Origin of the sequence: Streptomyces sp. Ru71, from assembly GCF_002920535.1 — a bacterium.
Lineage (GTDB): Bacteria > Actinomycetota > Actinomycetes > Streptomycetales > Streptomycetaceae > Streptomyces.
The window spans coordinates 267,531-288,232 of record NZ_PQSS01000001.1 but is presented as its reverse complement, the minus strand read 5'-3'; the positions used below and the strand labels follow the sequence as shown (position 1 = coordinate 288,232).

General features: G+C 71.1%; 15 protein-coding genes. 10 read left to right on the top strand and 5 right to left on the bottom strand.

The genetic code is table 11. The annotated features are described in order from the left end of the window. Positions 1-112 precede the first annotated feature (112 nt). Positions 113-592, top strand: coding sequence for a hypothetical protein (locus C3489_RS01280; RefSeq protein WP_258054518.1), 480 nt, complete (start codon positions 113-115; stop codon positions 590-592). Positions 593-654: 62 nt separating this feature from the next. Here the strand turns inward: C3489_RS01280 and C3489_RS01275 are convergent, their stop codons facing one another. Beyond that, positions 655-1,284 carry a class I SAM-dependent methyltransferase gene (locus tag C3489_RS01275; protein ID WP_103778856.1) on the bottom strand — a complete coding sequence of 210 codons (630 nt, stop codon included), beginning with the start codon at positions 1,282-1,284 and terminating at the stop codon, positions 655-657. A 313-nt stretch (positions 1,285-1,597) separates the two neighbouring features. Here C3489_RS01275 and C3489_RS01270 point away from each other — a divergent pair, with 313 nt between their 5' ends. Both C3489_RS01270 and C3489_RS01265 read left to right on the top strand, forming a co-directional pair. Further along, entirely contained in the window at positions 1,598-1,924 is a 327-nt protein-coding gene (locus C3489_RS01270; protein ID WP_103778854.1) for a CU044_2847 family protein, read from the top strand. Beyond that, positions 1,921-6,234 carry a trypsin-like peptidase domain-containing protein gene (locus C3489_RS01265; RefSeq protein WP_146075258.1) on the top strand — a complete coding sequence of 1,438 codons (4,314 nt, stop codon included), beginning with the start codon at positions 1,921-1,923 and terminating at the stop codon, positions 6,232-6,234. The genes C3489_RS01270 and C3489_RS01265 overlap by 4 nt, the downstream gene beginning before the upstream one ends. Positions 6,235-6,367: 133 nt before the next feature. Here C3489_RS01265 and C3489_RS01260 read toward each other — a convergent pair whose 3' ends face one another. Then, the gene (locus C3489_RS01260; protein ID WP_103778850.1) at positions 6,368-7,147 is read right to left on the bottom strand and encodes an NAD(P)H-dependent oxidoreductase; all 780 of its coding nucleotides are present in this window, start codon (positions 7,145-7,147) and stop codon (positions 6,368-6,370) included. A gap of 140 nt (positions 7,148-7,287) precedes the next feature. Between C3489_RS01260 and C3489_RS01255 the strand changes: the two genes are divergently transcribed. From C3489_RS01255 to gap, 3 genes are all read left to right on the top strand, one after another. Continuing rightward, positions 7,288-8,136 (top strand): helix-turn-helix transcriptional regulator, encoded by an 849-nt coding sequence (locus C3489_RS01255; RefSeq protein WP_103778848.1) that lies wholly within the window; start codon positions 7,288-7,290, stop codon positions 8,134-8,136. 40 nt (positions 8,137-8,176) lie between these two features. Next, positions 8,177-9,133, top strand: coding sequence for a GlxA family transcriptional regulator (locus C3489_RS01250; protein ID WP_103778846.1), 957 nt, complete (start codon positions 8,177-8,179; stop codon positions 9,131-9,133). A gap of 117 nt (positions 9,134-9,250) precedes the next feature. Continuing rightward, positions 9,251-10,249 carry a type I glyceraldehyde-3-phosphate dehydrogenase gene (gene gap / locus C3489_RS01245; protein ID WP_103778844.1) on the top strand — a complete coding sequence of 333 codons (999 nt, stop codon included), beginning with the start codon at positions 9,251-9,253 and terminating at the stop codon, positions 10,247-10,249. Positions 10,250-10,343: 94 nt separating this feature from the next. On the opposite strand, the gene C3489_RS01240 is transcribed toward gap, so the two are convergent. After that, positions 10,344-11,099 (bottom strand): alpha/beta fold hydrolase, encoded by a 756-nt coding sequence (locus tag C3489_RS01240; RefSeq protein WP_103778842.1) that lies wholly within the window; start codon positions 11,097-11,099, stop codon positions 10,344-10,346. A 217-nt stretch (positions 11,100-11,316) separates the two neighbouring features. On the opposite strand from C3489_RS01240, the gene C3489_RS01235 reads away from it, so the two are divergent. Further along, a complete protein-coding gene (locus C3489_RS01235) occupies positions 11,317-12,963 on the top strand; it encodes a hypothetical protein (RefSeq protein WP_103778840.1) in 1,647 nt (548 codons plus the stop codon). A 576-nt stretch (positions 12,964-13,539) separates the two neighbouring features. On the opposite strand, the gene C3489_RS01230 is transcribed toward C3489_RS01235, so the two are convergent. Together C3489_RS01230 and C3489_RS01225 are read right to left on the bottom strand one after the other, a co-directional pair. Further along, a complete protein-coding gene (locus C3489_RS01230) occupies positions 13,540-16,962 on the bottom strand; it encodes a FlgD immunoglobulin-like domain containing protein (RefSeq protein WP_103778838.1) in 3,423 nt (1,140 codons plus the stop codon). A gap of 136 nt (positions 16,963-17,098) precedes the next feature. After that, positions 17,099-17,833: a sulfite exporter TauE/SafE family protein gene (locus C3489_RS01225; protein WP_103778836.1), complete on the bottom strand. Its 735-nt coding sequence runs from the start codon at positions 17,831-17,833 to the stop codon at positions 17,099-17,101. 49 nt (positions 17,834-17,882) lie between these two features. Between C3489_RS01225 and C3489_RS01220 the strand changes: the two genes are divergently transcribed. The 3 genes from C3489_RS01220 (at position 17,883) to C3489_RS01210 (ending at position 20,668) form a co-directional block, all read left to right on the top strand. Continuing rightward, the gene (locus tag C3489_RS01220) at positions 17,883-18,500 is read left to right on the top strand and encodes a MarR family winged helix-turn-helix transcriptional regulator (RefSeq protein WP_258054517.1); all 618 of its coding nucleotides are present in this window, start codon (positions 17,883-17,885) and stop codon (positions 18,498-18,500) included. A 20-nt stretch (positions 18,501-18,520) separates the two neighbouring features. Further along, positions 18,521-18,910, top strand: coding sequence for a nuclear transport factor 2 family protein (locus C3489_RS01215; protein WP_103778834.1), 390 nt, complete (start codon positions 18,521-18,523; stop codon positions 18,908-18,910). A gap of 129 nt (positions 18,911-19,039) precedes the next feature. Further along, complete coding sequence (locus C3489_RS01210; RefSeq protein ID WP_103778832.1) at positions 19,040-20,668, top strand: alkaline phosphatase D family protein; 1,629 nt, start codon at positions 19,040-19,042, stop codon at positions 20,666-20,668. Positions 20,669-20,702 lie beyond the last annotated feature (34 nt).

Here is a 20,702-nt window from a genome sequence, read left to right as displayed (position 1 = left end):
CTGACCGCTTCGGAGCATTGTCAGTGCTCGTTCGTACGATCGCGGCATGCCAGACGCCTTCACCGTCCTTTGGACCCATGACACATGCCGTCAGCTGCGCAGGGAGGGCCGCGTGGGTGAGCGCCCGCCGGTCGCCTTCAGCGGCGTCCACTCCTCCCTGCCCGCCTGGTCGGGTGCCCGTGCCGGAGATGAGGTCTACGCGCTGCACGTGAACCGGCGTGTGGTGCACGTGGTCAGCCGGATGCGGGTGGTCGACATGGAGCGGCGCGACTGTTGCGGAACCGCACCCTCGACGTGGGAGGACCCGGCGTTCCCTGGTCACGACGACTGGTGGATGCTCGGCGCCGGCGGTTGTGGTGCCGCGCCGGTGCACGTCGACGCGACACCCGTACGCTTCGATCTGCCCGTCCCCGGCGATCTCCTGGCGGAGCTGACGTGGCGCAACCGACGCGGTCACACGCGGGGGCTCAAGTACGTCGTGGACGGCCTCCTCGAACACTCGGTCAGTCTGCAGGGGTTCTACCGCCTGACCCCCGAGTCGGCCGCCGCTTTGGCGAACGTGGTCGACCGTGCTGCCGCGTCCCCGACGTGAGCGGTCAGGCCAAGCTGTGACCAGCCCGGCCTGCCGGTACATCACCCGCTCCAGGACAGGCTCTAGGGGCGGCGGGCCAGCAAGTGGGCGTCGAGGAAGCCTCGTTCGGAGGCCGGGTCGTGCAGCAGCCGGGCGAACGTGACGAGCCCGGCCCCGGCCAGCAACTCGGCGAACCGGTCGACCGGCCAGCTGTAGGCGGGGGTCACCTTGTGGTCGAAGCGGACCGGTTCCGGTCCGTCGGTCGCGAAGAACGAGACCAGGAACAGGCCCCCTGGTGCCAGGACGCGCACCTGTTCGTCGAGCAGCGCGGGCAGCTCCCCGGGCGGGGTATGGATCATCGAGTAGTGGGCCAGCACGCCGCCGAGCGCGCCGTCCTCGACCGGCAGTGCCTCCATCCGCGCCTCGTCGAACCGCAGCGCGGGATGGGCTCGCCGGGCGTGGTCGACCATGCCCGGGGAGAGGTCGAGCCCGAAGGCGTCGAGCCCGAGTTCGTGCAGCATGGCGGTCAGGTGTCCAGGCCCGCACCCGACGTCTGCTGCCCGCAGGTTCCCCGTCCCGCGCACCAGCTCGGCGAACGTGCCGATCATGTTCCGCGAGAACGGGTGCGTCTCCAGCCGATTGGCGAACATCGCCGCATAGAGGTCGACGACGCCGTCGTAGGCCGCCCTGGTCTCGTCCTGGTGTTCCGCCACAGAGGAGAAGCTAACAGCCCTGCCGTCGAAGGTCGTTGTCTGCGGCCCGGATTGTACAAGAGTTCCGCCGGGCATGATCCGGAGCAATTGTGAAGAGCCCGCGCTGATGTGCTGGAGCATCAGATGTCGGAGCGGTGGCCACCGCACGCTCGAACCTGGGGCCCGCCCCTGTCGTCCGCCCCGTCCCGGTTGTGCAATCGCCCCTGTACAGGGAGTCCGGGCCGGGGATCGCAGCTACCATGACGGGCCTGGAGAGATCGGCCAATTCCATTGGGTCGCACGTGACTTGATGGAGCGGGAGAGAGGTCGTCACGTGTACCTGAGTGTCCCCTTCGAGGACGGTGAGGTCTTCGTCGTCGAGGTGTCCGACGAGCAGGGTTCCGGAGTGATCCGGGCGAGTCGCGGCGACGAGCTCTTCGAGACGTCCGCCGAGACGTTCGAGTCGGGCATGGCCCGCGTACAGCGGGTGGCCGCGACGATGCTGCGGCGGCTGTCGGATCTGCCCCGCAGTCCTGATCACGTCCGTGCGGAGTTCGGACTGCGCGTGACGGCGGAGGCGGGCCTGGTCGTGGCGAAGGGATCCGGGGACGCGCACATCAAGCTGGAACTGGAGTGGAGCCGCCCCGAGGGCGGCAGGTGACGTCGAGGGGCGAGCCGGACTCCGCGTGGGAGCGCGGGACGGCCCGGGTGCTGTACGACGGTCGTCCGGTCGGGGTGGCGTTCCTGATCCCCGACCGGCTGCTGCTCACGTGCGCCCACGTCGTCGCCTCCACCGCAGGCCTCCCGGACGACGAACCGCTGCCGGACCTCCTTCCGGTCACCCTTGACTTCCCGCTGCTGCCCGGGCGTCCCCAGGCCACGGCCGTCGTGCACTTCAGCGTGCCCGTGGCCGGTGACAGCAGCGGCGATGTCGCCGTCCTGCGGCTGAGCGGCGAGCCCCCGCCGGGTGCCGTCCCTCTGCGGATCGTCGAGGCGGAGGACCTGGCCGGACACCGCTGGCGGGCCTTCGGCTTCCCGAAGTTCCCGGGACGAGGTGGCAGCAAGGACGCCGGGATCTGGACCCGCGGCATCGTCGAGGGCCGCGAGGGTACCGGCTGGTGGCAGCTGACCTACGACGCGGAGGCACCGTTCCCGCTGGCCGGCGGCTTCAGCGGGGCGCCGGTGTGGGACGAGGAATACGGCGGTGTCATCGGCGTCCTCGTCGCCGTCGAAGGGGACCAGCGGCGCCGGACCGGCTACGCGCTCACCGTGGAGTCCCTCACCCGGGAGTGGCCCCAGCTGCGCAGAAGGCTGCTGGCGGACAGCCCGTACCGCGAGCTGCTGCCGTTCACCGAGCAGGACCACCCCGTCTTCCACGGCCGTACGAACGAGACGCAGCAGCTGATCGAACTCATCGAGCAGCACATACCCGTCCTGCCCGTGCTCGGTCCCTCCGGCGTCGGCAAGTCCTCGCTGGTCGGAGCCGGCCTGCTCGGGCACCTCGACAGCGACCGGTATGTGATCGCCCGCTTGCCCCACGGGCTGCGCCTCACCGCCGAGGAAATGCTGGCCTGGGCCCTGGCCTCGGCGGGAGCCACGGACACCCTGCAGGCAGGCTGGCACGACCGCTGGTCGGCACTGGCCCGTCAGCTCACCGACGAGCAGGGCATCCGTACCGCCCTGGAGCAGACGCTGGCCCGCCACGGCCCAGGATCCCGGCTGCTGCTGGTGGCCGACCAGTTCGAAACGCTTCTCGCGGACGCGCCCGACACCGCACGCCGGCTGGACGCCATGCTCGGGGTGCTGACGGCTCGCCGCACCGACGGCAGCCGTCCCGCCCAGGCTGTCGTCGTGGCCCGGATCGACTTCCTCCGGAAGATCGAGCAGCTCCCCCACCTCCGTACGGCATGGGAAGCCACTTCCGTGGTCGTGCAGCCGATGATGCGGACGCAGCTGCGCGAGGTGATCACCCGTCCGTTGCAGGGGCACGCGGGGATCCGGTTCGCCGACGGCCTGGTCGAGCAGCTGTTGCGGGACACCCCGCCCGGGCCGGCCGCGCTGCCGATGCTGGAGTACACCCTGAGCAGGCTGTGGGAGCGGCAGGAGCGCGGGTGGCTGACCAGCACCGCGTACCAGGAGCTCGGCGGCGTGCAGGGCGCCCTGGCGTCGGACGCGGAGCACAGTCTGTGGGGATGGGCGGACGCGGCCGAACGGCGGGCGCTGGAACGGATCTTCATCCAGCTCGTGCGTCCCGGTGAGCAACTCGACGCCGGGGAGCGCGGCCCGGACACCCGCCGCGTCGCCGCCCGCACCGAGTTCTCGGAGGCCGACTGGGCACTGATCCACCGGCTGGCCAGCACGCGGCTGGTCGTGGTGACGCGCCGCCCGACGGGGCAGGACACCGCTGAACTCGCGCACCAGGCACTGGTGGAGAAGTGGCCTCGGCTGCAGCAATGGGTCGAGCAGAACCGGGAGTTCCGCAGCTGGCAGGAGGGGTTGCGCCGCTCGATGCGGGCCTGGCAGGAGCAGGGCCGTCCCCGCGAACTGGTCCTGGGCCGGGAGCAGGTCGCGCAGGCGCGGCAGTGGATCGGCGTACGTGCCGCGGAAGTGCCCACCGAGGAGGCCGAGTTCGTCCAAGCCAGTGCCGAGGTCCAGCAGCGTCGCACCCGTCGGCGCCGCCTGGTCCTCGCGGGCTTCGCGGTGCTCACCGTACTCGTCCTCGTGGCGGCCGGCCTGGCCACCCTCAACGCCCGCAGCAGCAGGGAGCAGCGGGCGCTGGCCGCCACGCGGAGCCTGACGGACCAGAGCCGGCAGTTCTCCAACGCCGACCCGGCCCTTGCGGCTCGCCTCGCTCTGGCCGCGCAGCGCATCTCGCCGACCCCGCAGACCCGTGCCCAGCTCCTGGCCACCGTGGCGTCACCCCTGCGGGCAGTCCTCACCGGGCACACGGCAGAGGTGCAGTCGGTCGCCTTCAGCCCGGACGGCAGGACGCTCGCGAGCGGTGGCAACGACGGCACGGTACGGCTGTGGGACATGACGGGGCGCCGCCCGCCGGCAGTGCTCGGTGGCCCTGGCAGCCAGGTGCAGGTGGTGGCGTTCAGCCCCGACGGCAAGACGCTGCTCGGCAGCAGCGGCTTGACCACACGGGTGTGGGACGTCCGCACGCGCAAGCAGATCGCCCTCCTGGCCGGTGCAGGAAGCCCGGCGGCCTTCAGCCCGGACGGAGCCACGATCGCCACCGGCGGCCGGCAGGGCAAGCTCCTGCTGTGGGACGCCCGTACCCATCGGAAAACCGGTGAACTCCGGGCTTACCCCAACGACAATGTCTCGCTCCACCACCTCGCCTTCAGCCCGGACGGCACGACCCTCGCCCTCACGGTCATCGGCTTCGGTGCCGCGGCGGGCGACGACTGCGTGGTGCAGCTCTGGGACATCCGGAACCAGCGCCGTACTGCCACGCTGAAGGGTCACACCGCACAGGTCCAGTCGCTGGTGTTCAGCCCCGACGGGGGCACCCTGGCCACGGCGGCGAGTGATGCCACGACACGCCTGTGGGACGTGCGTACGCGCCGCTCGGTGGCCACGCTCACCGGACCCGGCGGCACGGTGTGGGCCCTGGCCTTCAGCCCGGACGGCCGGACCCTGGCGAGCGCGGGCCAGAACCAGACCGTGTGGCTGTGGGACGTGCGGGCGCGGGTGGCCTTGACCGTGCTGAACGGCCACACCGGCTCCGTGGACGCACTCGCGTTCAGCCACGACGGTGCGACGCTGGCCAGTGGGTCCGCGGACGGCACGATCCGCCTGTGGGACATGCGGACCGGCCGGCCGCTCGCCACCATCGCACGGCCGGCCGGTTCGAAGCCCCTGACCGTGGTGTCGGAACCCGATGCCGTCTACAGCCCTGACGGGAAGGTGCTTGCGGTCGGTGACGACTACGGCGGTGTGCGCCTGTACGACGCCCGCGCGCAGCATCTGCTCGGCAGGCTGACCGGAGCCGGCGGCTCGGTGAGCTCGGTGCAGTTCAGCCCGGACGGCAGGCTCATCGCCACCAGCAGCCACGACAGTCCGACGGTCCTGCTGTGGGACGTCGCGAGCCGCCGTCGCGTCGCCACCCTCACCGGTCACCGCCGGCCCGTGCAACACGTCCGCTTCAGCCCAGACGGCCAGACCCTCGCCACCAGCAGTTACCTGGACCGCACCACCCGCCTGTGGAGCGTCCGCACCCATCGCCTGCTCGCGTCCCTCCCCGGCGGGACCGGCTGGCCGACTTTCAGCCCCGACGGCGAAACACTCGTCAGCAACGGCTACGGGTCCTCCTCAGTGGACCTGTGGGACACACGGAGCCACCGTCGGCTCGGCACCCTCGACGCGGCCACCAAGATGGTCAGCTCCGTGGCCTTCAGTCCGGACGGCAGCACCCTGGCAACGGTGGGCTGGGACGGCAAAGTACGGCTGTGGGACATGCGAAGCCGCCGCCTCACGGCAACACTCGCGGGTCACACCGACTCTGTGCAGTCGGTGGCCTTCACTCCGGACGGGAAGACCCTCGCCACCAGCGGCCGGGACGCCACAGCGCGACTGTGGGACGTCACCGCTCACCGCCTCCTGGCCACCCTCACCGGCCACACCGGCATTGTCTGGTCGGCCGTCGTCAGCCCGGACGGCAAGACCCTGGCAACCGCCGGTGACGACCGCACCGTGCGCCTTTGGGACATCGAGACCCACCAGCAGCTGGCCCTGTACACCGGCCACACCAGAGTCGTGCACTCAGCCCTCTTCTCGCCGGACGGCAACACCCTCGTCACCACCAGCGGCTCCGACGTGACCGCGCGGCTGTGGGACACCGACGCCTTCAACGACATCGCCACCCTCACCCGTAGGGCCTGCGCGATCGCCGGCCAGTCCCTCACCAACAGTGAATGGCACCGCTACGTCCCCGGCGGAATCGCGTACCAGCGGATCTGCCCCTGACCCGTGGACGAAGCGGTGCTAATGAGCCTGCCATCGAGGTCTGAAGCGCAGGGGCGCGCGGTGGACCCTGCGCCTCAGACGTTCATGTGCCTTATGAGATGCCCTCGGCCCTCGTCGCGTTCGTCGTCGGCGGTCAGGCCCGCACGTGCAGCCCGAATCCCGTGCGGCCCGCGGGCTCCAGCCCTTCCTTCAGGTTCAGCGAAGGGATCTCGTAGTCGCCGAAGTTCTGCCGCCGGAACGGGATCGGCTCGGTCGACTCCAGCGTGAGCAGGCGCTGCTTCCAGGCCTTGGCGATGTCCGGGTAGTCCTCGTCGGTCATCCGGTCGGTGCCGTACAGCACGAAGGGGGGCAGCACCTCGATGCCCGGGTAGTAGAGGATGCCGTGGTGGATCGGGAACAGCAGGTCGTCGATGGGACCGTTGATCCCGCGAGGGGCGTAGTGCGGCTGCGGTCCGCCCGTGGTCACCGACAGCAGAGCCCTTCTGCCCGCGAGAGTGCCTTCGCCGAAGCGCTCGCCGTACTTGGTGTCGCTGTGCTCGCCGACGCCGTAGGCGAAGTGGAAGGTGAACACCCGGTCCACCCAGCCCTTGAGGATCGCGGGCATCGAGTACCACCACAGCGGGAACTGGAAGATGACCGTGTCGGCCCACAGCAGCTTCTCCTGCTCGGCCACGACGTCCGGGGTGAGCGTTCCGGTGTCGAAGGCCCGGCCCGAGTCCCGGGTGACCTTCAGCGGAGTCGAGGCACTGGGCCCGTAGTCCGCGGCGTCGACGACGGCCTTCCAGTTCATCGCGTACAGATCGCTCACCCGTACCTCGTGCCCGGCGTTCTCCAGCGTGGACACCGCGAGGTCCTTCAGCGAGCCGTTGAGCGACTTCGGCTCCGGGTGGGCGTAGACGATGAGCGTCTTCATGACGGACTCCTTCGGATCGGATGACTCGATCCTGGACGCCACGACGCCCGGCGTTCAGGGGCTCCGCTTCCGTAGGACGGGACTTCCTGGTAATGGCAGGGCCACCTTCGCGGGCACTACGCCAGGCCATACTGGGGGCCATGGACGATCTGGCTGGTTTTCTGCGGACCCGGCGCTCCCGGGTCGACCCGGCGGCCGTCGGCATCCCGACCGACAGCCGCCGCCGGGTCGAAGGCCTGCGCCGCGAAGAGGTCGCGCACCTGTCCGGAGTCAGCGTCGACTACTACGTACGCCTGGAACAGGGCCGCGCGACCCAGCCCTCGGAGCAGGTCCTCGACGCGCTCGCCCGCGTCCTCGGCCTCGACGACACCGAACGCGGGCACCTCTACCGGCTCGCCCGGCAGCGCCGCCGCCCCGCCAAGGCGCCGGGCGGGCGGGCCCGGCCCGAGCTGCTGCGCGTCCTCGACCTGGTCACCGACGCACCCGCGCTGCTCATGGACCACCGCATGGACGTGCTCGCCGGGAACCGCCTCGCCGGGCTCCTCTACGGCCGGCCGATGCCGGGTCTGAACACCGCCCGGCACATCTTCCTGGAGGAGGCCGAACGCGGCCTGTACGCGGACTGGGAGCAGTGCACGCTCGACGTGGTCGGGCACCTGCGTCTGGCCGCCGGCAAGTTCCCCGACGATCCCCGCCTGGCCTCGCTCATCGGCGAGCTGGCGATGGGCAGCGAGCGCTTCCGCCGTCTCTGGGCCCGCGCGGACGTACGCGCCCGCGCGCATGGCCGCAAGGCGTACCGGCACCCGTTGGTCGGACTGCTGGAACTGCACCAGGAGAACTTCGCACTACCGGACGAATCGGGCATCGAGCTACTCGTGCTGTCCGCGGCCCCCGGCAGCCCCGCGGAGGACGGACTGCGCCTGCTCGCGGGCCTGGGCGCGGACAGCGCTGCCGCGGATCGCGCCGGGAACACTGAGGTCCGCCAGTAGCTCGGGGACGCCCCCGCCGCGCCCCACGTAACCTCTTCCTGTGCCAGCCTCCCGTTTGCATCGTGTCGCCGTCCTCGTGCTGGAGGGCGCGAAGCCGCTCGATGTCGGAATCCCCGCGCAGGTCTTCACCACCCGCGCGAGCATGCCGTACGAGGTGCGGGTGTGCGGGGCGACACCCGGCCTCGTGACCGGCGGCGACGGCCTCGCGTACTACGTCGCCCACGGCCTGGACGCGCTCGCGTGGGCCGACATCGTCTTCGTGCCCGGCTACCGGTTCCCGGACCGCGACGACCCGCCGCAGGCCGTCGTCGAGGCACTGATCGCCGCCCACGAACGGGGTGCGCGGCTCGCCGCCATCTCGACGGGCGCCTTCGCGCTCGCCGCCACGGGCCTGCTCGACGGCAGGCGTGCCACGACGCACTGGCACTACACGCGTGCCCTGGCGGCCAGGCATCCGCTCGTCAAGGTCGACGAGAACGTGCTGTTCGTCGACGAGGGCAGCGTGCTCACCTCGGCCGGCGCCGCCTCCGGCATCGACCTGTGCCTGCACATCCTGCGCGGCGACCTCGGCGTGGCCGCCTCGAATCACGCGGCCCGGCGTCTGGTCGCGGCCCCCTACCGCAGCGGCGGCCAGGCCCAGTACGTGCCGCGCAGCGTCCCCGAGCCGCTCGGCGAGCACTTCGCCGCCACCCGTGAGTGGGCGCTGCACCGGCTGGGCGAGCACCTCACCCTGGACGTACTGGCGCGGCAGGCGGGGGTCTCGCCGCGCACGTTCTCCCGGCGCTTCGTCGAGGAGACCGGCTACACGCCGATGCAGTGGGTGATGCGTGCCCGCATCGACCTGGCCCGTGAACTGCTGGAGCGCTCGCAGCGCAGCGTCGAACAGATCGCCGCCGACGTCGGCCTCGGCACCGGCGCGAACCTGCGGATGCACTTCCAGCGCGTGCTGGGCACCACGCCGAGCGAGTACCGGCGCACCTTCACCCGGGGTGAGTGACCCGGCCCGGTCACCGGGTGGCGGGGTGGCGGGATCCTTTCGAACCCTGGCGATCGCGCCACTGTCGGCGGCGCCGGCCTCGGGCGAGCCTGGTGGGGAAGGGAAGGGACACCATTCATGACTCGCATCGCCATCAACGGTTTCGGCCGCATCGGACGCAATGTGCTGCGCGCCCTGCTGGAGCGCGACAGCGCCCTGGAGATCGTCGCCGTCAACGACCTCACCGAGCCCGCGACCCTCGCCCGGCTGCTCGCCTACGACAGCACGGCCGGCCGGCTCGGGCGTCCGGTGACCGTCGACGGCAACGCCCTCGTCGTCGACGGCCGTCGGATCACGGTGCTGGCCGAGCGTGAGCCGGCGCAGCTGCCGTGGGCCGAACTCGGCGTCGACATCGTCCTGGAAGCCACCGGCCGCTTCACCTCCGCCAAGGCCGCCCGCGCCCACCTCGACGCGGGCGCGCGCAAGGTGCTGGTCAGTGCGCCGTCGGACGGCGCCGACGTCACGCTCGCGTACGGGGTCAACACCGACGCCTACGACGCTGACCTGCACACGATCGTGTCCAACGCCTCCTGCACCACCAACGCACTCGCGCCGCTGGCCAAGGTGCTGGACGAACTCGCCGGTATCGAGCACGGGTTCATGACGACGGTGCACGCCTACACGCAGGAGCAGAACCTGCAGGACGGTCCGCACCGCGACGCCCGTCGCGCCCGGGCAGCCGGCGTCAACATCGTGCCGACCACGACGGGCGCCGCCAAGGCGATCGGCCTGGTGCTGCCGAACCTGGACGGCAAGCTGTCGGGCGACTCGATCCGCGTACCGGTACCGGTGGGCTCGATCGTCGAGCTGAACACGACGGTCGCCCGCGACGTGACCCGCGACGACGTGCTGGCGGCATACCGCGACGCGGCTGAGGGGCCGCTCGCCGGCATCCTCGAATACTCGGACGACCCGCTCGTGTCGTCGGACATCACCGGCAATCCCGCCTCGTCGATCTTCGACTCGGCCCTCACCCGCGTCGACGGCCGCCACGTCAAGGTCGTCGCCTGGTACGACAACGAGTGGGGCTTCTCCAACCGCGTGATCGACACCTTGGAACTCCTCGCCGCACGCTGACCGAGCGCGCAGCCGCCCCGATCCGACAGTACCGGTCATCGCCGGTACCGGCCGGTCGGGGCGTCGCGTTCTTCAGACGCTCCCGGGCAATTGCTCAGCGGGAACGGGCCTGACCCTCCTCAACGAGGCTCTCGCCCTCGCCTGCCGCCGCGCGCACCAGGACGTCGGCCAGTTCGGTCGGTGTGGACAGCATCGGCCAATGCCCGGTGGCCATTTCGAAGAAGGTCACCCCGGGCTCGGCCAGCTTCGCGAACCGGGGGTCGCCCGTGGCGTACAGGGCACGGACGACGTCCAGGCTCAGGCGGCCGCCCGCCAGGCAGAAGACACCCGTCGTCGGCACCTTCAGCCACGCACCCGTCAGCGTGATCGGATCGGTGACGGTGCGCAGGGGATGCGGTGTCGCCAGGCTGCGGTAGCGCTCCCACTCGGCCTCCGGCACACCGTGCACGGCGTCGATCCCGCCGGGGACCGGAAGGACCCCGCCGTCGGCCGTCTCCAGCAGGTGCGGCATCTGGGTGACCACCGACTCGCCGGACTCGGGAGCACCGGTGTCCACGAACACCAGCCGCTCGACCTTCTCGGGCACCCGGTCGACGGCGCCGACCGACGGGAAGCCGGCGTAACTGTGCGCCACCAGCACGACTTCCCGCTCCTGCGCCTGGAGCAGTTCGGCCACCGCGTCCACATGGTCGGCAAGCCCGATGACGGCGGCGTCCTCGTCGGCCCTGTCCCCCAGGCCGGGAAGCGTCACCGCCGTCGCGCGGTGCCCCCGTGCGGACAACTCCGCGGCCACGGCGTCCCACGCCCAACCGCCCATCCACAGACCGGGCACCAGCAGAAACGTCGCCATCGTCGACTCCTTGACTCGGTTCTACGACCAGCCCGGAAGGTAGGTTCTCCCCCAAGGGGAGATTCAACTCGCGCACGGCGCCCGCCCGTCCGTTCACGGGCCCCGGCAAACACCCGGCAAACGCAGGCCCAACGTTCGGTTTCGTTCTGCGTGCAACCTTCTGCCCCCTCCAGAGGTCTGGAAGCCGATTGGATCTTGATGCCCTGGTGGGAAACACATGAGAAGAAGCACCCTCGCTGCGCTGTGCACGCTCGGCGCGCTCGGTGGCGTGCTCACGGTGCCGACGGCGGCGCAGGCGGCCGACCCGCACCCGAACGGGCCCTCGGTCCGGACGAGTGAGACCCGGATCCACCTGGACTTCGGTACGAACACGCTGCCGAAGGACCTGAAGGTGCTCCTGCGCAAGGAGGGCACCGACACCCCGGTGGCGACCGTCACCGAGTTCATCCACGTGCAGGACACGGACCCCTGCAACCCGTCCTGCCAGGACGACCCCGGTGAGACCGCCATCGAGACCTCTCCGCTGCGGCTGGCCGACCTGGGCCGGTACGCCGTGGACGTCGAGTACGCCGGCACCGCCGGCGAGACGATCGTCCACAAGGACGAAGCGGTCTTCGACTACCACCTGATCCCGCAGGTCACGTCGTTCGAGGTGACCGGGAAGCCGGACCTGGAGCACCGGACGGTGTCCATCGCGGCGGACGCGACGCTGCGCGACCCGCGCGACGACTCCGAGAAGCCGATGCCGAACGGCCGGCTGGTCCTGGAGACGACCGCGGCGAAGACAGAGCTGACCACCGACGCCACCGGGCACCTCACTGCCCCGTACACCTTCACCGGCACCGAGCAGCACGACACCAGCACGTACCAGAACGACGTCAAGGTCATCCTGCGGCCGGCCGACGCGGACGCCGCTCATGGGCAGACCCGCCGGGTGGAGGTCGGATACACGGCAACCTCCATCGCGCTGGACTCGCCCAAGGTGACCGGCCCGGACGGGAAGGATGCCCCGTTGACCGGCCGGGCCACCTACCGCGGCAGCGACGGCGTCGACAAGCCGGTCCCCGTCGGGACACCCATGGCGGTGTACAACGTGCGGAAGTTCGCCGCGGGGGCGGACGGGCGGTTCACCACCCAGGTCCCCGTCTACGGCACCCAGCGGCAGCGGATCGCGCTCCTGGGCACGCCCTGGCTGAGCGAGACCTACGTGTACGTCAACTCCGACCCGACCACGAGCGCGGGCTTCCACAGGGTCCCCAGCTATTCCGTCAGCCCGTACAAGAAGGTCACGATCTCGGGCATCTTCGACCGGTACGACCTCCCGGCCGCGACGACGCTCAAGGTGAACATCCAGTTCAAGAAGTACGGAACCACCGAGTGGGTCACCAAGAGGACCGTCGACAGCCCGGCCATCGCGGGCAACAGCTCCCGCACGGTCACGGCCACCGACCTGCCCTACCTGGGCCTGGGTGTCTGGCGGCTCCAGTTCGCCGGAACCAGGGACATCCCGGCCGGCCCCGCCCCGGAGTCGTACTCGATCTGGCGCCAGAACACGGCGTTCGGCGAGTTCAACGCGAACCCGGAACCGGTCAGGGCGGGCGCCCCGATCACCATCACCGGCAAGCTCAACACGCAGTCCGGCGGGCAGTGGTCCGCGTTGCCCAGTGCCCGGATCAACATCTACTTCCGTGAGAAGGGCACGACCACCTGGCGCGGGGTCGGCGTCGCCGTCACGGGCACGGACGGCAGGTTCACCAAGACCTTCACCGCCGCCAAGGACGGTGACTGGCAGGCCAGATACGACGGCGACGACTGGTCGCACTTCTACAGCTACAGCCGCCTGGACTTCGTGGACGTCCAGTGACCACGGCCCTCGCGAGGTGACCTCGCGGCCCGGTCAGTGAGCCGGCGCGCAGCCGGGTGAGCATGTCGCCGTAGTCGGCGACGGGCAACGGTGCCTGACCCGCCGTCGTATGGAACCGGCGGCGGGTCAGGGCGGTCATGCCGCGCGCTCCGTCGTCGCCCCGGACGAGTGCGCGGGTGACGGGCGGGCGAAGGGGCGGTCGCCGCCCTGGTGCGCGCCGTCCTGCCCCGGGCGATCGGCCGGGGCAGGCTGACCGACGACGACACCCCGTCGACCGACGCCACGGCACAGCCGTCCGACGAGGATGTCCTCGACGTTCTGAGCCCCCGGCGCGCTGTGCGGGCCCCCCGCCCCCCGCATCAGCCACGCCGCCCGCGTCAGCCACCTCAGCCCCGCTCAAGGGCGATACGCCCGCTGCCGTGTCCCAAGCTGCCGGCGGCCGTATCGCGGATGCGCTGCTGTCAGCACTTGTGCGGCGGTGTGCAGATGGCCGGCTCGCGTTCGCTGTTCACCGTGGCGGGCCAGGACGAACGGCCGGCACCCCGGCGGGGGGAACGTATGGGTGGTCCGGCGCTTCTAGGCGAACCAGCCCTCCACATCCGCGATCAGGTGCACGTTGCCGGCGTGGTTGTAGAAGGTCACCTTGCCGTCGATGACCGGTACGACGACCTGGTTCGGCACCGTCTGCCCGGCCCGGAAGTTCACGTTCGACGTGGTGCCGCGTGACGTACCCGAGGGGTGGACCGTGACGTACCCGGTGGTGGTGGGTCCGGTGGCCGTGACGTTGAGGACGACGGCGGAGATCTTCGCCGGAACGGGGCCCGTCCCCGCGACCTGCAGGGTCACGGACCGGCCCGGCCCCACCACGCCCTGGCGGATGCCGTAGCCGCTGCGGGTGTCCATGAGCCGGCGTGCCTCGACACCGGTGAACGCTTGACCGTCGCCGCCGGTGTAGTAGCCCACGACGTCACCGAGGAGGTCGACGGAGCCGTAGTTGTTGGTGAGGGCGATCCTGCCGTTGACGACGGGTACGACGACGAGATTGGCGACGGTGCGGCCGGCGGGCACGTTCAGATTGGAGGTGCCCGGGCGCGGGGTGCCGTCCGGGTAGGCGGTGACGACGGTGGAGTGGGAGGCGTTGGTCGCGGTCACGTTCATGACGACCGCGCTCACCCCGCTCGCCGGCACGCCCTTGACGCCCGTCACCTGCAGGCGGGCCGTGCCGCCGGAGCCCACCTTGGCGCGCGGCACGCCGAGGCCGGTGCGGGTGTCCATGAACCGGGTGGGCGTCAGCGGCCGGAACGCGGAGCCGCCCGTGCCCTGCGCGTAGTAGCCGGCCACGTCGGCGACGAGATCGACGGTGCCGCCGGTGGAAGCCATCAGGTCCACCCTGCCGTTGACGACGGGCACGACCACGAGGTTGGACGTCGTCTGCCCGGCCGTGAAGTTGACCTGGGAGGCATGCTGGGACTCGGCGGTGTTCGGGACCACGGAGATGTGGCCCGCCTTGGTGGCGTTGGTGACCGTCACGTTCAACACGACGCTGGTCGCCCCGGTGGCCGGCACGCCACCGGCGCCCGCGACCTTCAGGGTGACGCGCCGCCAGGGGCCGACCTTGGCCCTCGGTGCGCCGACGCCCGAGCGGGTGTCGAGGACCCGCCGGGGCGCGAGCGGCCGGTAGCGGGAAGGGGCGGTCTCCAGGACGGTGTCGGACGCGTCGATGGTGCCGCTCGTCAGCCGGACGAAGGCGTCGCCGGGATCGGGCGCGACCTCGAAGTCGTACGAGTAGCGGGCTGCCAGCACTCCGCGCCCCGCGTCGTCCCTGCCGTCCCAGCGTGCCTGGACGGCGGCTCCGGGTCCGGCCGTGCCGCTCAGCGTCCGCACGACCCGTCCGGAGCCGTCGCGTACCAGGACACGCCAGTGGTCCGCGGGCCGGGACAGGCGCCACAGGGCGTCCCAGGCGTTGTCGAATTCGTAGGCGGCGGTGAAGCCTCCGTCGACCGTGGCGTCGAGGATGGTCAGGCCCTGGGGGGCGATGGGGACGCGCTTGACACGGATGTTGTTCTGCGCGTCGATGAACGCCACTCCACCGCCGTACTTGTCGACGCTCCAGTCGGCCCGCCGTCCCGAATCGGCCCGGTCGGTCACCGGGATGTCGGCGAACTCGGTGGTCTGTCCGGTCGTCGCGTCCGTGAGGAGCAGTTTGCCGGCCGCGTTGTTCCGTCGTACGACGTATCCGTCGCCGAGGAGTGCCTCACCCGTCGGCACGGGGACGCTCTTCTTCAGGTGCTGGTCGTACACCCCGGCCTTGGCACCGCCCGCGCAGGCCCAGTACAGCCAGCGGCCCAGCGCCTGCAGCTCGCTCGGGACACAGCCGGAGCCGAGGTCGAGGTCGGGGGTGGTCACCTTGGTGACCAGGTCGTAGGAGTTGACCTTGCCGGTCCCACCGGCCGTCTTCCACAGCTTGGTGCCCCACAGGGCGGCGGCGCTGTGCGGGCGCTGGAGCACGATCCGGGAGCCGCCGTTGTCACCGAAGTCGCCGACGTACTGGGTGGTTCCGTCGGAGGAGAGCGAGTAACGGCCGCCCGCGTCCAGGAGCGTGGAGGTGGTGGGTAGGTCCACGCGGTAGTAGGAGTTCTCGGTGAGGGGCGAATCGACCGAGTAGCCATGCGAGATGGCGCTCTGTCCGTCACCGAGCGACAGCGGCCCCTTGGGCCAGGCCGGGTTGTCCGACGAGGTCCAATGGCGTGGCCTTGCCTCGCCGGGCGTGCGGGTGTCGACTTCGTACAGGGTGCGTCCCGGTCGTGTGTTGCTGAAGTAGTTCACCCGCCCGCCGCCCACTGCCAAGCCGCTGTAGGTTGCGGGCATCTGCGGCACCTTCCGCACGGCCGCGAGGCGCGGCACCCCGTCCTCGCCGAGCGTGACGCGGTGCACGGACCAGTCCTGCGCGCAACTGCCGCCGACGGCGAGAACGCTGCCGTCGGGAGTGACGGTGAGGTTGTCGGCCGCGTGCGGGAGCAGCTCGCGGACGGTGCCGCCGCCGAGCGGCACCGCGAGGAGCTTGCCGCCCTGGCTGTAGGTGCCCCAGTAGTCGTCGACGTCGTGGCGTACGAGGATCCAGTCGCCGAGTACGGCGGACTTCGACCAGTCGGCTTCGTTGATGCCCTTGGGCGGCAGCGGGGTGGCCACCGGAGGGGCCGACGCGTTGTCGCGCGGGACCGTCAGGACGGTGTCGTTGTCCTGCTCGACGAGGAGTCGGTCGTGTCCGAGGCTCCGGCCTGCCGCGGGTGTCACGGTGAGCGTCGGCGTGAGGGTCGCCGTCGCGTAGTCGAGAAGGTAGGAGCGGTACGGGCCGTCGGCCACGGTCTGTGTGGTCACCAGCGCGCCCCGCAGGTCCTGTTCGAGGACGCGCAGCGTGGTGACGGGTTCGCGCAGGCCGGTCACCGGCTGCTCGGTGACCTCCTCGCCGCCGGTCGCGTGAAGCAGGCGCAGTCCGTCGTACTTCCCGTCGGCCGTCTTGGTGGCGGTGACCACCGTGTCCGGGGTGAAGGCGCGGATCCAGGTCTGGCCGGCCGGCACGGACAGGGTGGCGGTGGCCGTGCCGGTCGCGAGGTCGGTCGCGGTGAACCGTCGCGTGTCGCGGTTGTAGTAGCCGAGGAGACCGGAGTGGTGGGCTGTGTCGGAGGTGAGGTAGGTGGAGGGCAGGCTCGTGTCCGTGCCGGTCGTGAAGTCCGTCCAGACCAGCTTCTTGCCCTCCTGGTGGTGGACGTAGCCGGTGGCGCCGGCGTGATCGATGAGCTCCCCGCGCGGCTTGAACCGGCCCGGGTCGGAGATCACCACCTCGTCGGGGGCCGACGCGGGCGTCGAGGGCGGGTCCTCGGCGAAGGCCGCCCCGGTCGTGGTGACGCTCAGGCCGCCGGTCGCGGCCAGGACGACGGCGGTGGCGAGCGCGGTGCGTGAGCGCGCCGCGCGGCGCGTCGCGAAAGACAGACGAAGCATCGGTGGGTCCCCTCCCTCGGCGTGGGAGAAGACCAGGCCAGACGCTTCGACGCGCGCCGAGCCCCCCGCTTCTTCCCCCCGCGGCGCGCGATCTTAGCTGAAGCGGGCGGGGGTTGCGCGGGCGGACCGGGGTTGGTCATGCCATGTCCAGCAGCCCTTTGACCAGTACGGAGAGGCCACCGGCCAGGGACAAGGCGCAGATGAACCGACGCGTCTCCCGCTCCCGGGCTCTCGGGGCGAGGGCCCTGCCGATGAGGATGCCCGCCACCATGGCGGCCACCGTCACCCCCCACGCGGACCCACTCAGCCGTGGCACACCATGGGCAGCCACCGAGAAGACGTTCACCGCGATGCCGTAGAACTGCGCGTTCGGCACGAATGCGGGAAGCGGCCAGCCCGCGTTCAAGGCGTACAGCGAGTACGGTGGCCCGCCGACGCCGGCGGCGGAGTTCATGAACCCGCCCACGGCCCCGGCGGTCACGGCGCCCTTCGTTCCGGTCAGCGCCGGTATGCGCGCGCCTGCCATCACGAGAGCCACGGCCAGCGTCACAAGTGTCCCGATGCCGGCCAGCAGTACCGGTTCGGAGAGCCGGGCGGCCGCCCACCGGCCCGCGGGCACGGTGCACGCGGCGGCGATGACCAGGGGGACCATGGCACCGATCCGTACCTGCCGCCACCCCGCGGCGAGTCCCACGACGCTGATGGCTCCGGCGGCGCAGTTGGCGAGCACCACCCCCTGCGACGGCCCGAGTGTCAGGACGAACACGGGAACCGCGATGAGCGCGAAGCCCATCCCGGTGAGCCACTGCACCGAAGCAGCCACCACGACTGTGCCGCCCAGCAGCAGTTCTGCCGATCCTGCCCCGGCCACAGTGGACACCTACCGTTCTTGTCTTCAACTCACGGGCCACGCCTGGCCGATGGCGCTGCGCGCCCGGGTCGATATAAGGTACTGCTTCATTATGAAGGACGTAAATATTTCTCAGGAGTTGGCGTCCGACCCCGACGGCTCCCTCTACGACCCCGGGGTCCGAGCGTCCATGCAGGCGTTCACCGGCGGCGGCGCCACCCTGGCACTGGAGGTGGCCGCCGCCGTCCGTTCGGCCTCGCAGGCCATCGACAGGTTGCGTGCGCACGGCGCGGGCGGGCGTGGTCTCAGTGCGGGGGCGCTCGATCTGCTCGCGCGACTGCGCACGGCGTCCGAGGACGGGCTCCGTATGGGGGAGTTGGCCCGTGCGGCCGGTGTCAGTCCGCGCAATGTCACGGGACTCGTCGACACCCTGGAGCGCGACGGCCTGGCCGAGCGGGTCCAGAACCCGAGCGACCGCAGATCGGTGCGCGTCCGCATCACCCCGGCCGGGCGGGAGTGGCTGGAGGCCTTCCGGCAACCCACCCAGCGGGCCATGTCCGCCGTCTTCCGCGGCTTCAGCAAGCATGAACTCGCCCAGCTCCGGCACCTGTGTCTGCGCCTGGTGGAGAACCAGCACCAGATCGAGCGGTACCTGAACAACGTCCGGCCGGACGAGCCGGCTTCCTGAAACGACCCCTGGAGCACCCCATGACCACCGGCTCACTCACCCGCGAGACCGTCAGGGCCTACTCAGACGCCCGGTTCCGCGGTGACATCACCGCCGCCGCCGCGCTGACCGGCGACGGCTTCGTCTTCCGCAGCCCCTTCATCACGTCCGACAGTCCGGACGGCCACCTCGACGGCCTCGAAGGGCTCCTGGGCATCGTCAGCGAGGTGGAGTTCATCAGCGAGCTGTACGGCGAGAACGAGGCCACGCTGGTCTACGACCTGCACACCGTCCCGGCTGTCGGCATCGCCCAACGCACAGCGGAGCACTTCCGGCTCAGCGACGGCCGTATCACGGCGATCACACTCATCTTCGATTCCGCTCCCTGGCAGGCCATCATGGCCGCCGCCGGCCCGACCGCCGACGCGTAACCGGCCACGGCTCGCTCTCCACGTCCCGGTGGGGGCATGGTGCGCGGCTTGAAGGGCCTGTCCGTCGCCGAGCCGGTACGGTTCAACGGTCGTTTCAACCGAACGGTGCGACACAGGAGGTCCGCCACCGTGGTCGAACTGCGTCTGGGGCCGTTGCTGAGGTACACCGACAGCTCGTGCGCGACGGTGTGGGTGGAGGCGAGCCGTCCGTGCGTCGCGCAGGTGCGCTGCTCGAACGGCGCGGGCGGCACCGCACCGACCTTCCAGGTCGCCGGACACCACTACGCCCTGGTGACGGTGACCGGTCTGGAACCGGGTACCGCGCCGTCGTACGAGGTGTTCCTCGACGACACCCGGGTGTGGCCGCTGCTCGACTCCCCTTTCCCTGCCTCCGTCATCCGGGTGCCCGCCGCAGGCGACACCGTACGGATCACCTTCGGCTCCTGCCGCTGGGCCACTCCCCCGGCCGACGGCAAGGACCCCGTGGGCGCCGACGCCCTCGACTCCCTCGCCAAACGGCTCGCGGCCGACACCGACGCACAACGCCCCGACGTCCTGCTTCTGCTCGGGGACCAGGTGTACGCCGACGAGACCAGCGAGGCGACGCAGAGCTGGCTGGCCGAGCGGCGGGATCTCCGGCAGCCGCCCGGCAGCCAGGTGGCGGACTACGAGGAGTACTGCCGCCTCTACCACGAATCCTGGCTCGACCCCGGGATCCGCTGGCTGCTGTCCACCGTACCCAGCTACATGATCTTCGACGACCACGACATCGTCGACGACTGGAACACCTCCGCCGCCTGGCTCGCCGACATGCGTGCCACGCACTGGTGGCAGGAACGGCTGCTGAGTGGCCTGATGTCCTACTGGGTGCACCAGCACCTGGGCAACCTCTCCCCCGCCGAACTGGCCGCCGACCCCACCTATACAGCCGTGCGCGCCACGCCGGACGGCACGGACGCGGTGCGTGTCCTCGCCGGGAAGGCCGACACCGAGCCGGCCTCGGTTCGCTTCAGCTACCGGCGCGACGTCGGCCGGGTCCGCTTGGTGATGGTGGACTCGCGGGCGGCGCGGGTCCTGCAGGAGGACCGCCGCGCCATGCTCGACCCCGGTACGGCCGACTGGCTGCGCGAGCAGGTGCTGACCGACGGGGACGCCTACGACCACCTGCTGATCGGCAGCTCACTGCCCTGGCTGCTGCCGCATCTCGTGCACGACGCCGAGGCCTGGGACGCGGCACTGTGCGCCGGAGTGCGCGGACGGCGCTGGGCGCGCTTCGGTGAACGCCTGCGCCGGGGGCTGGACTTGGAGCACTGGGCCGCCTTCCCTCGTTCGTTCGCCGACCTCGCCGGCCTGATCGCCGAGGTCGGCTCCCGGCCCGACGCGCCCGCCAGCGTGAGCGTGCTGTCCGGGGACGTACACCACGGGTATCTCGCGCAGGCCTCGTGGCGGTCCGGCGAGCCCGGCCTCCCCGTCGTCCAGCTCACCTGCTCCCCCGTGCACAACTCCGTTCCCCTGTCGATGCGCATCGGCTTCCGCTTCGGCTGGAGCGCACCGGCGCGTCTTGTGGGCCGCCTCCTCGCCCGCCACGGCCGCTGTCCCCGCCCGCCCGTCAGCTGGCGCAAGAAGGGCGGGCCGTGGTTCGGGAACCAGCTCATGACCCTGACGATGCGCGGGCGCTCGGCCCGGCTGCGGCTGGAACGCACCGGGAAGGACGCGTCGCTGCGCCCGGTGCACGCCCGCACCCTGGCCTCCGGCTGAGGCCCGTTGCGGTGCCCGGCCGTGGGCTGTCCGG

What these genes read in the sequence shown, in the direction of transcription:
- C3489_RS01260 (WP_103778850.1), bottom strand. Translation starts at nt 7,147, where the DNA reads ATGAAGACGCTCATCGTCTACGCCCACCCGGAGCCGAAGTCGCTCAAC.
- C3489_RS01255 (WP_103778848.1), top strand. Translation starts at nt 7,288, where the DNA reads ATGGACGATCTGGCTGGTTTTCTGCGGACCCGGCGCTCCCGGGTCGAC.
- gap (WP_103778844.1), top strand. Translation starts at nt 9,251, where the DNA reads ATGACTCGCATCGCCATCAACGGTTTCGGCCGCATCGGACGCAATGTG.
- C3489_RS01240 (WP_103778842.1), bottom strand. Translation starts at nt 11,099, where the DNA reads ATGGCGACGTTTCTGCTGGTGCCCGGTCTGTGGATGGGCGGTTGGGCG.
- C3489_RS01235 (WP_103778840.1), top strand. Translation starts at nt 11,317, where the DNA reads ATGAGAAGAAGCACCCTCGCTGCGCTGTGCACGCTCGGCGCGCTCGGT.
- C3489_RS01230 (WP_103778838.1), bottom strand. Translation starts at nt 16,962, where the DNA reads ATGCTTCGTCTGTCTTTCGCGACGCGCCGCGCGGCGCGCTCACGCACC.
- C3489_RS01220 (WP_258054517.1), top strand. Translation starts at nt 17,883, where the DNA reads ATGGCGCTGCGCGCCCGGGTCGATATAAGGTACTGCTTCATTATGAAG.
- C3489_RS01215 (WP_103778834.1), top strand. Translation starts at nt 18,521, where the DNA reads ATGACCACCGGCTCACTCACCCGCGAGACCGTCAGGGCCTACTCAGAC.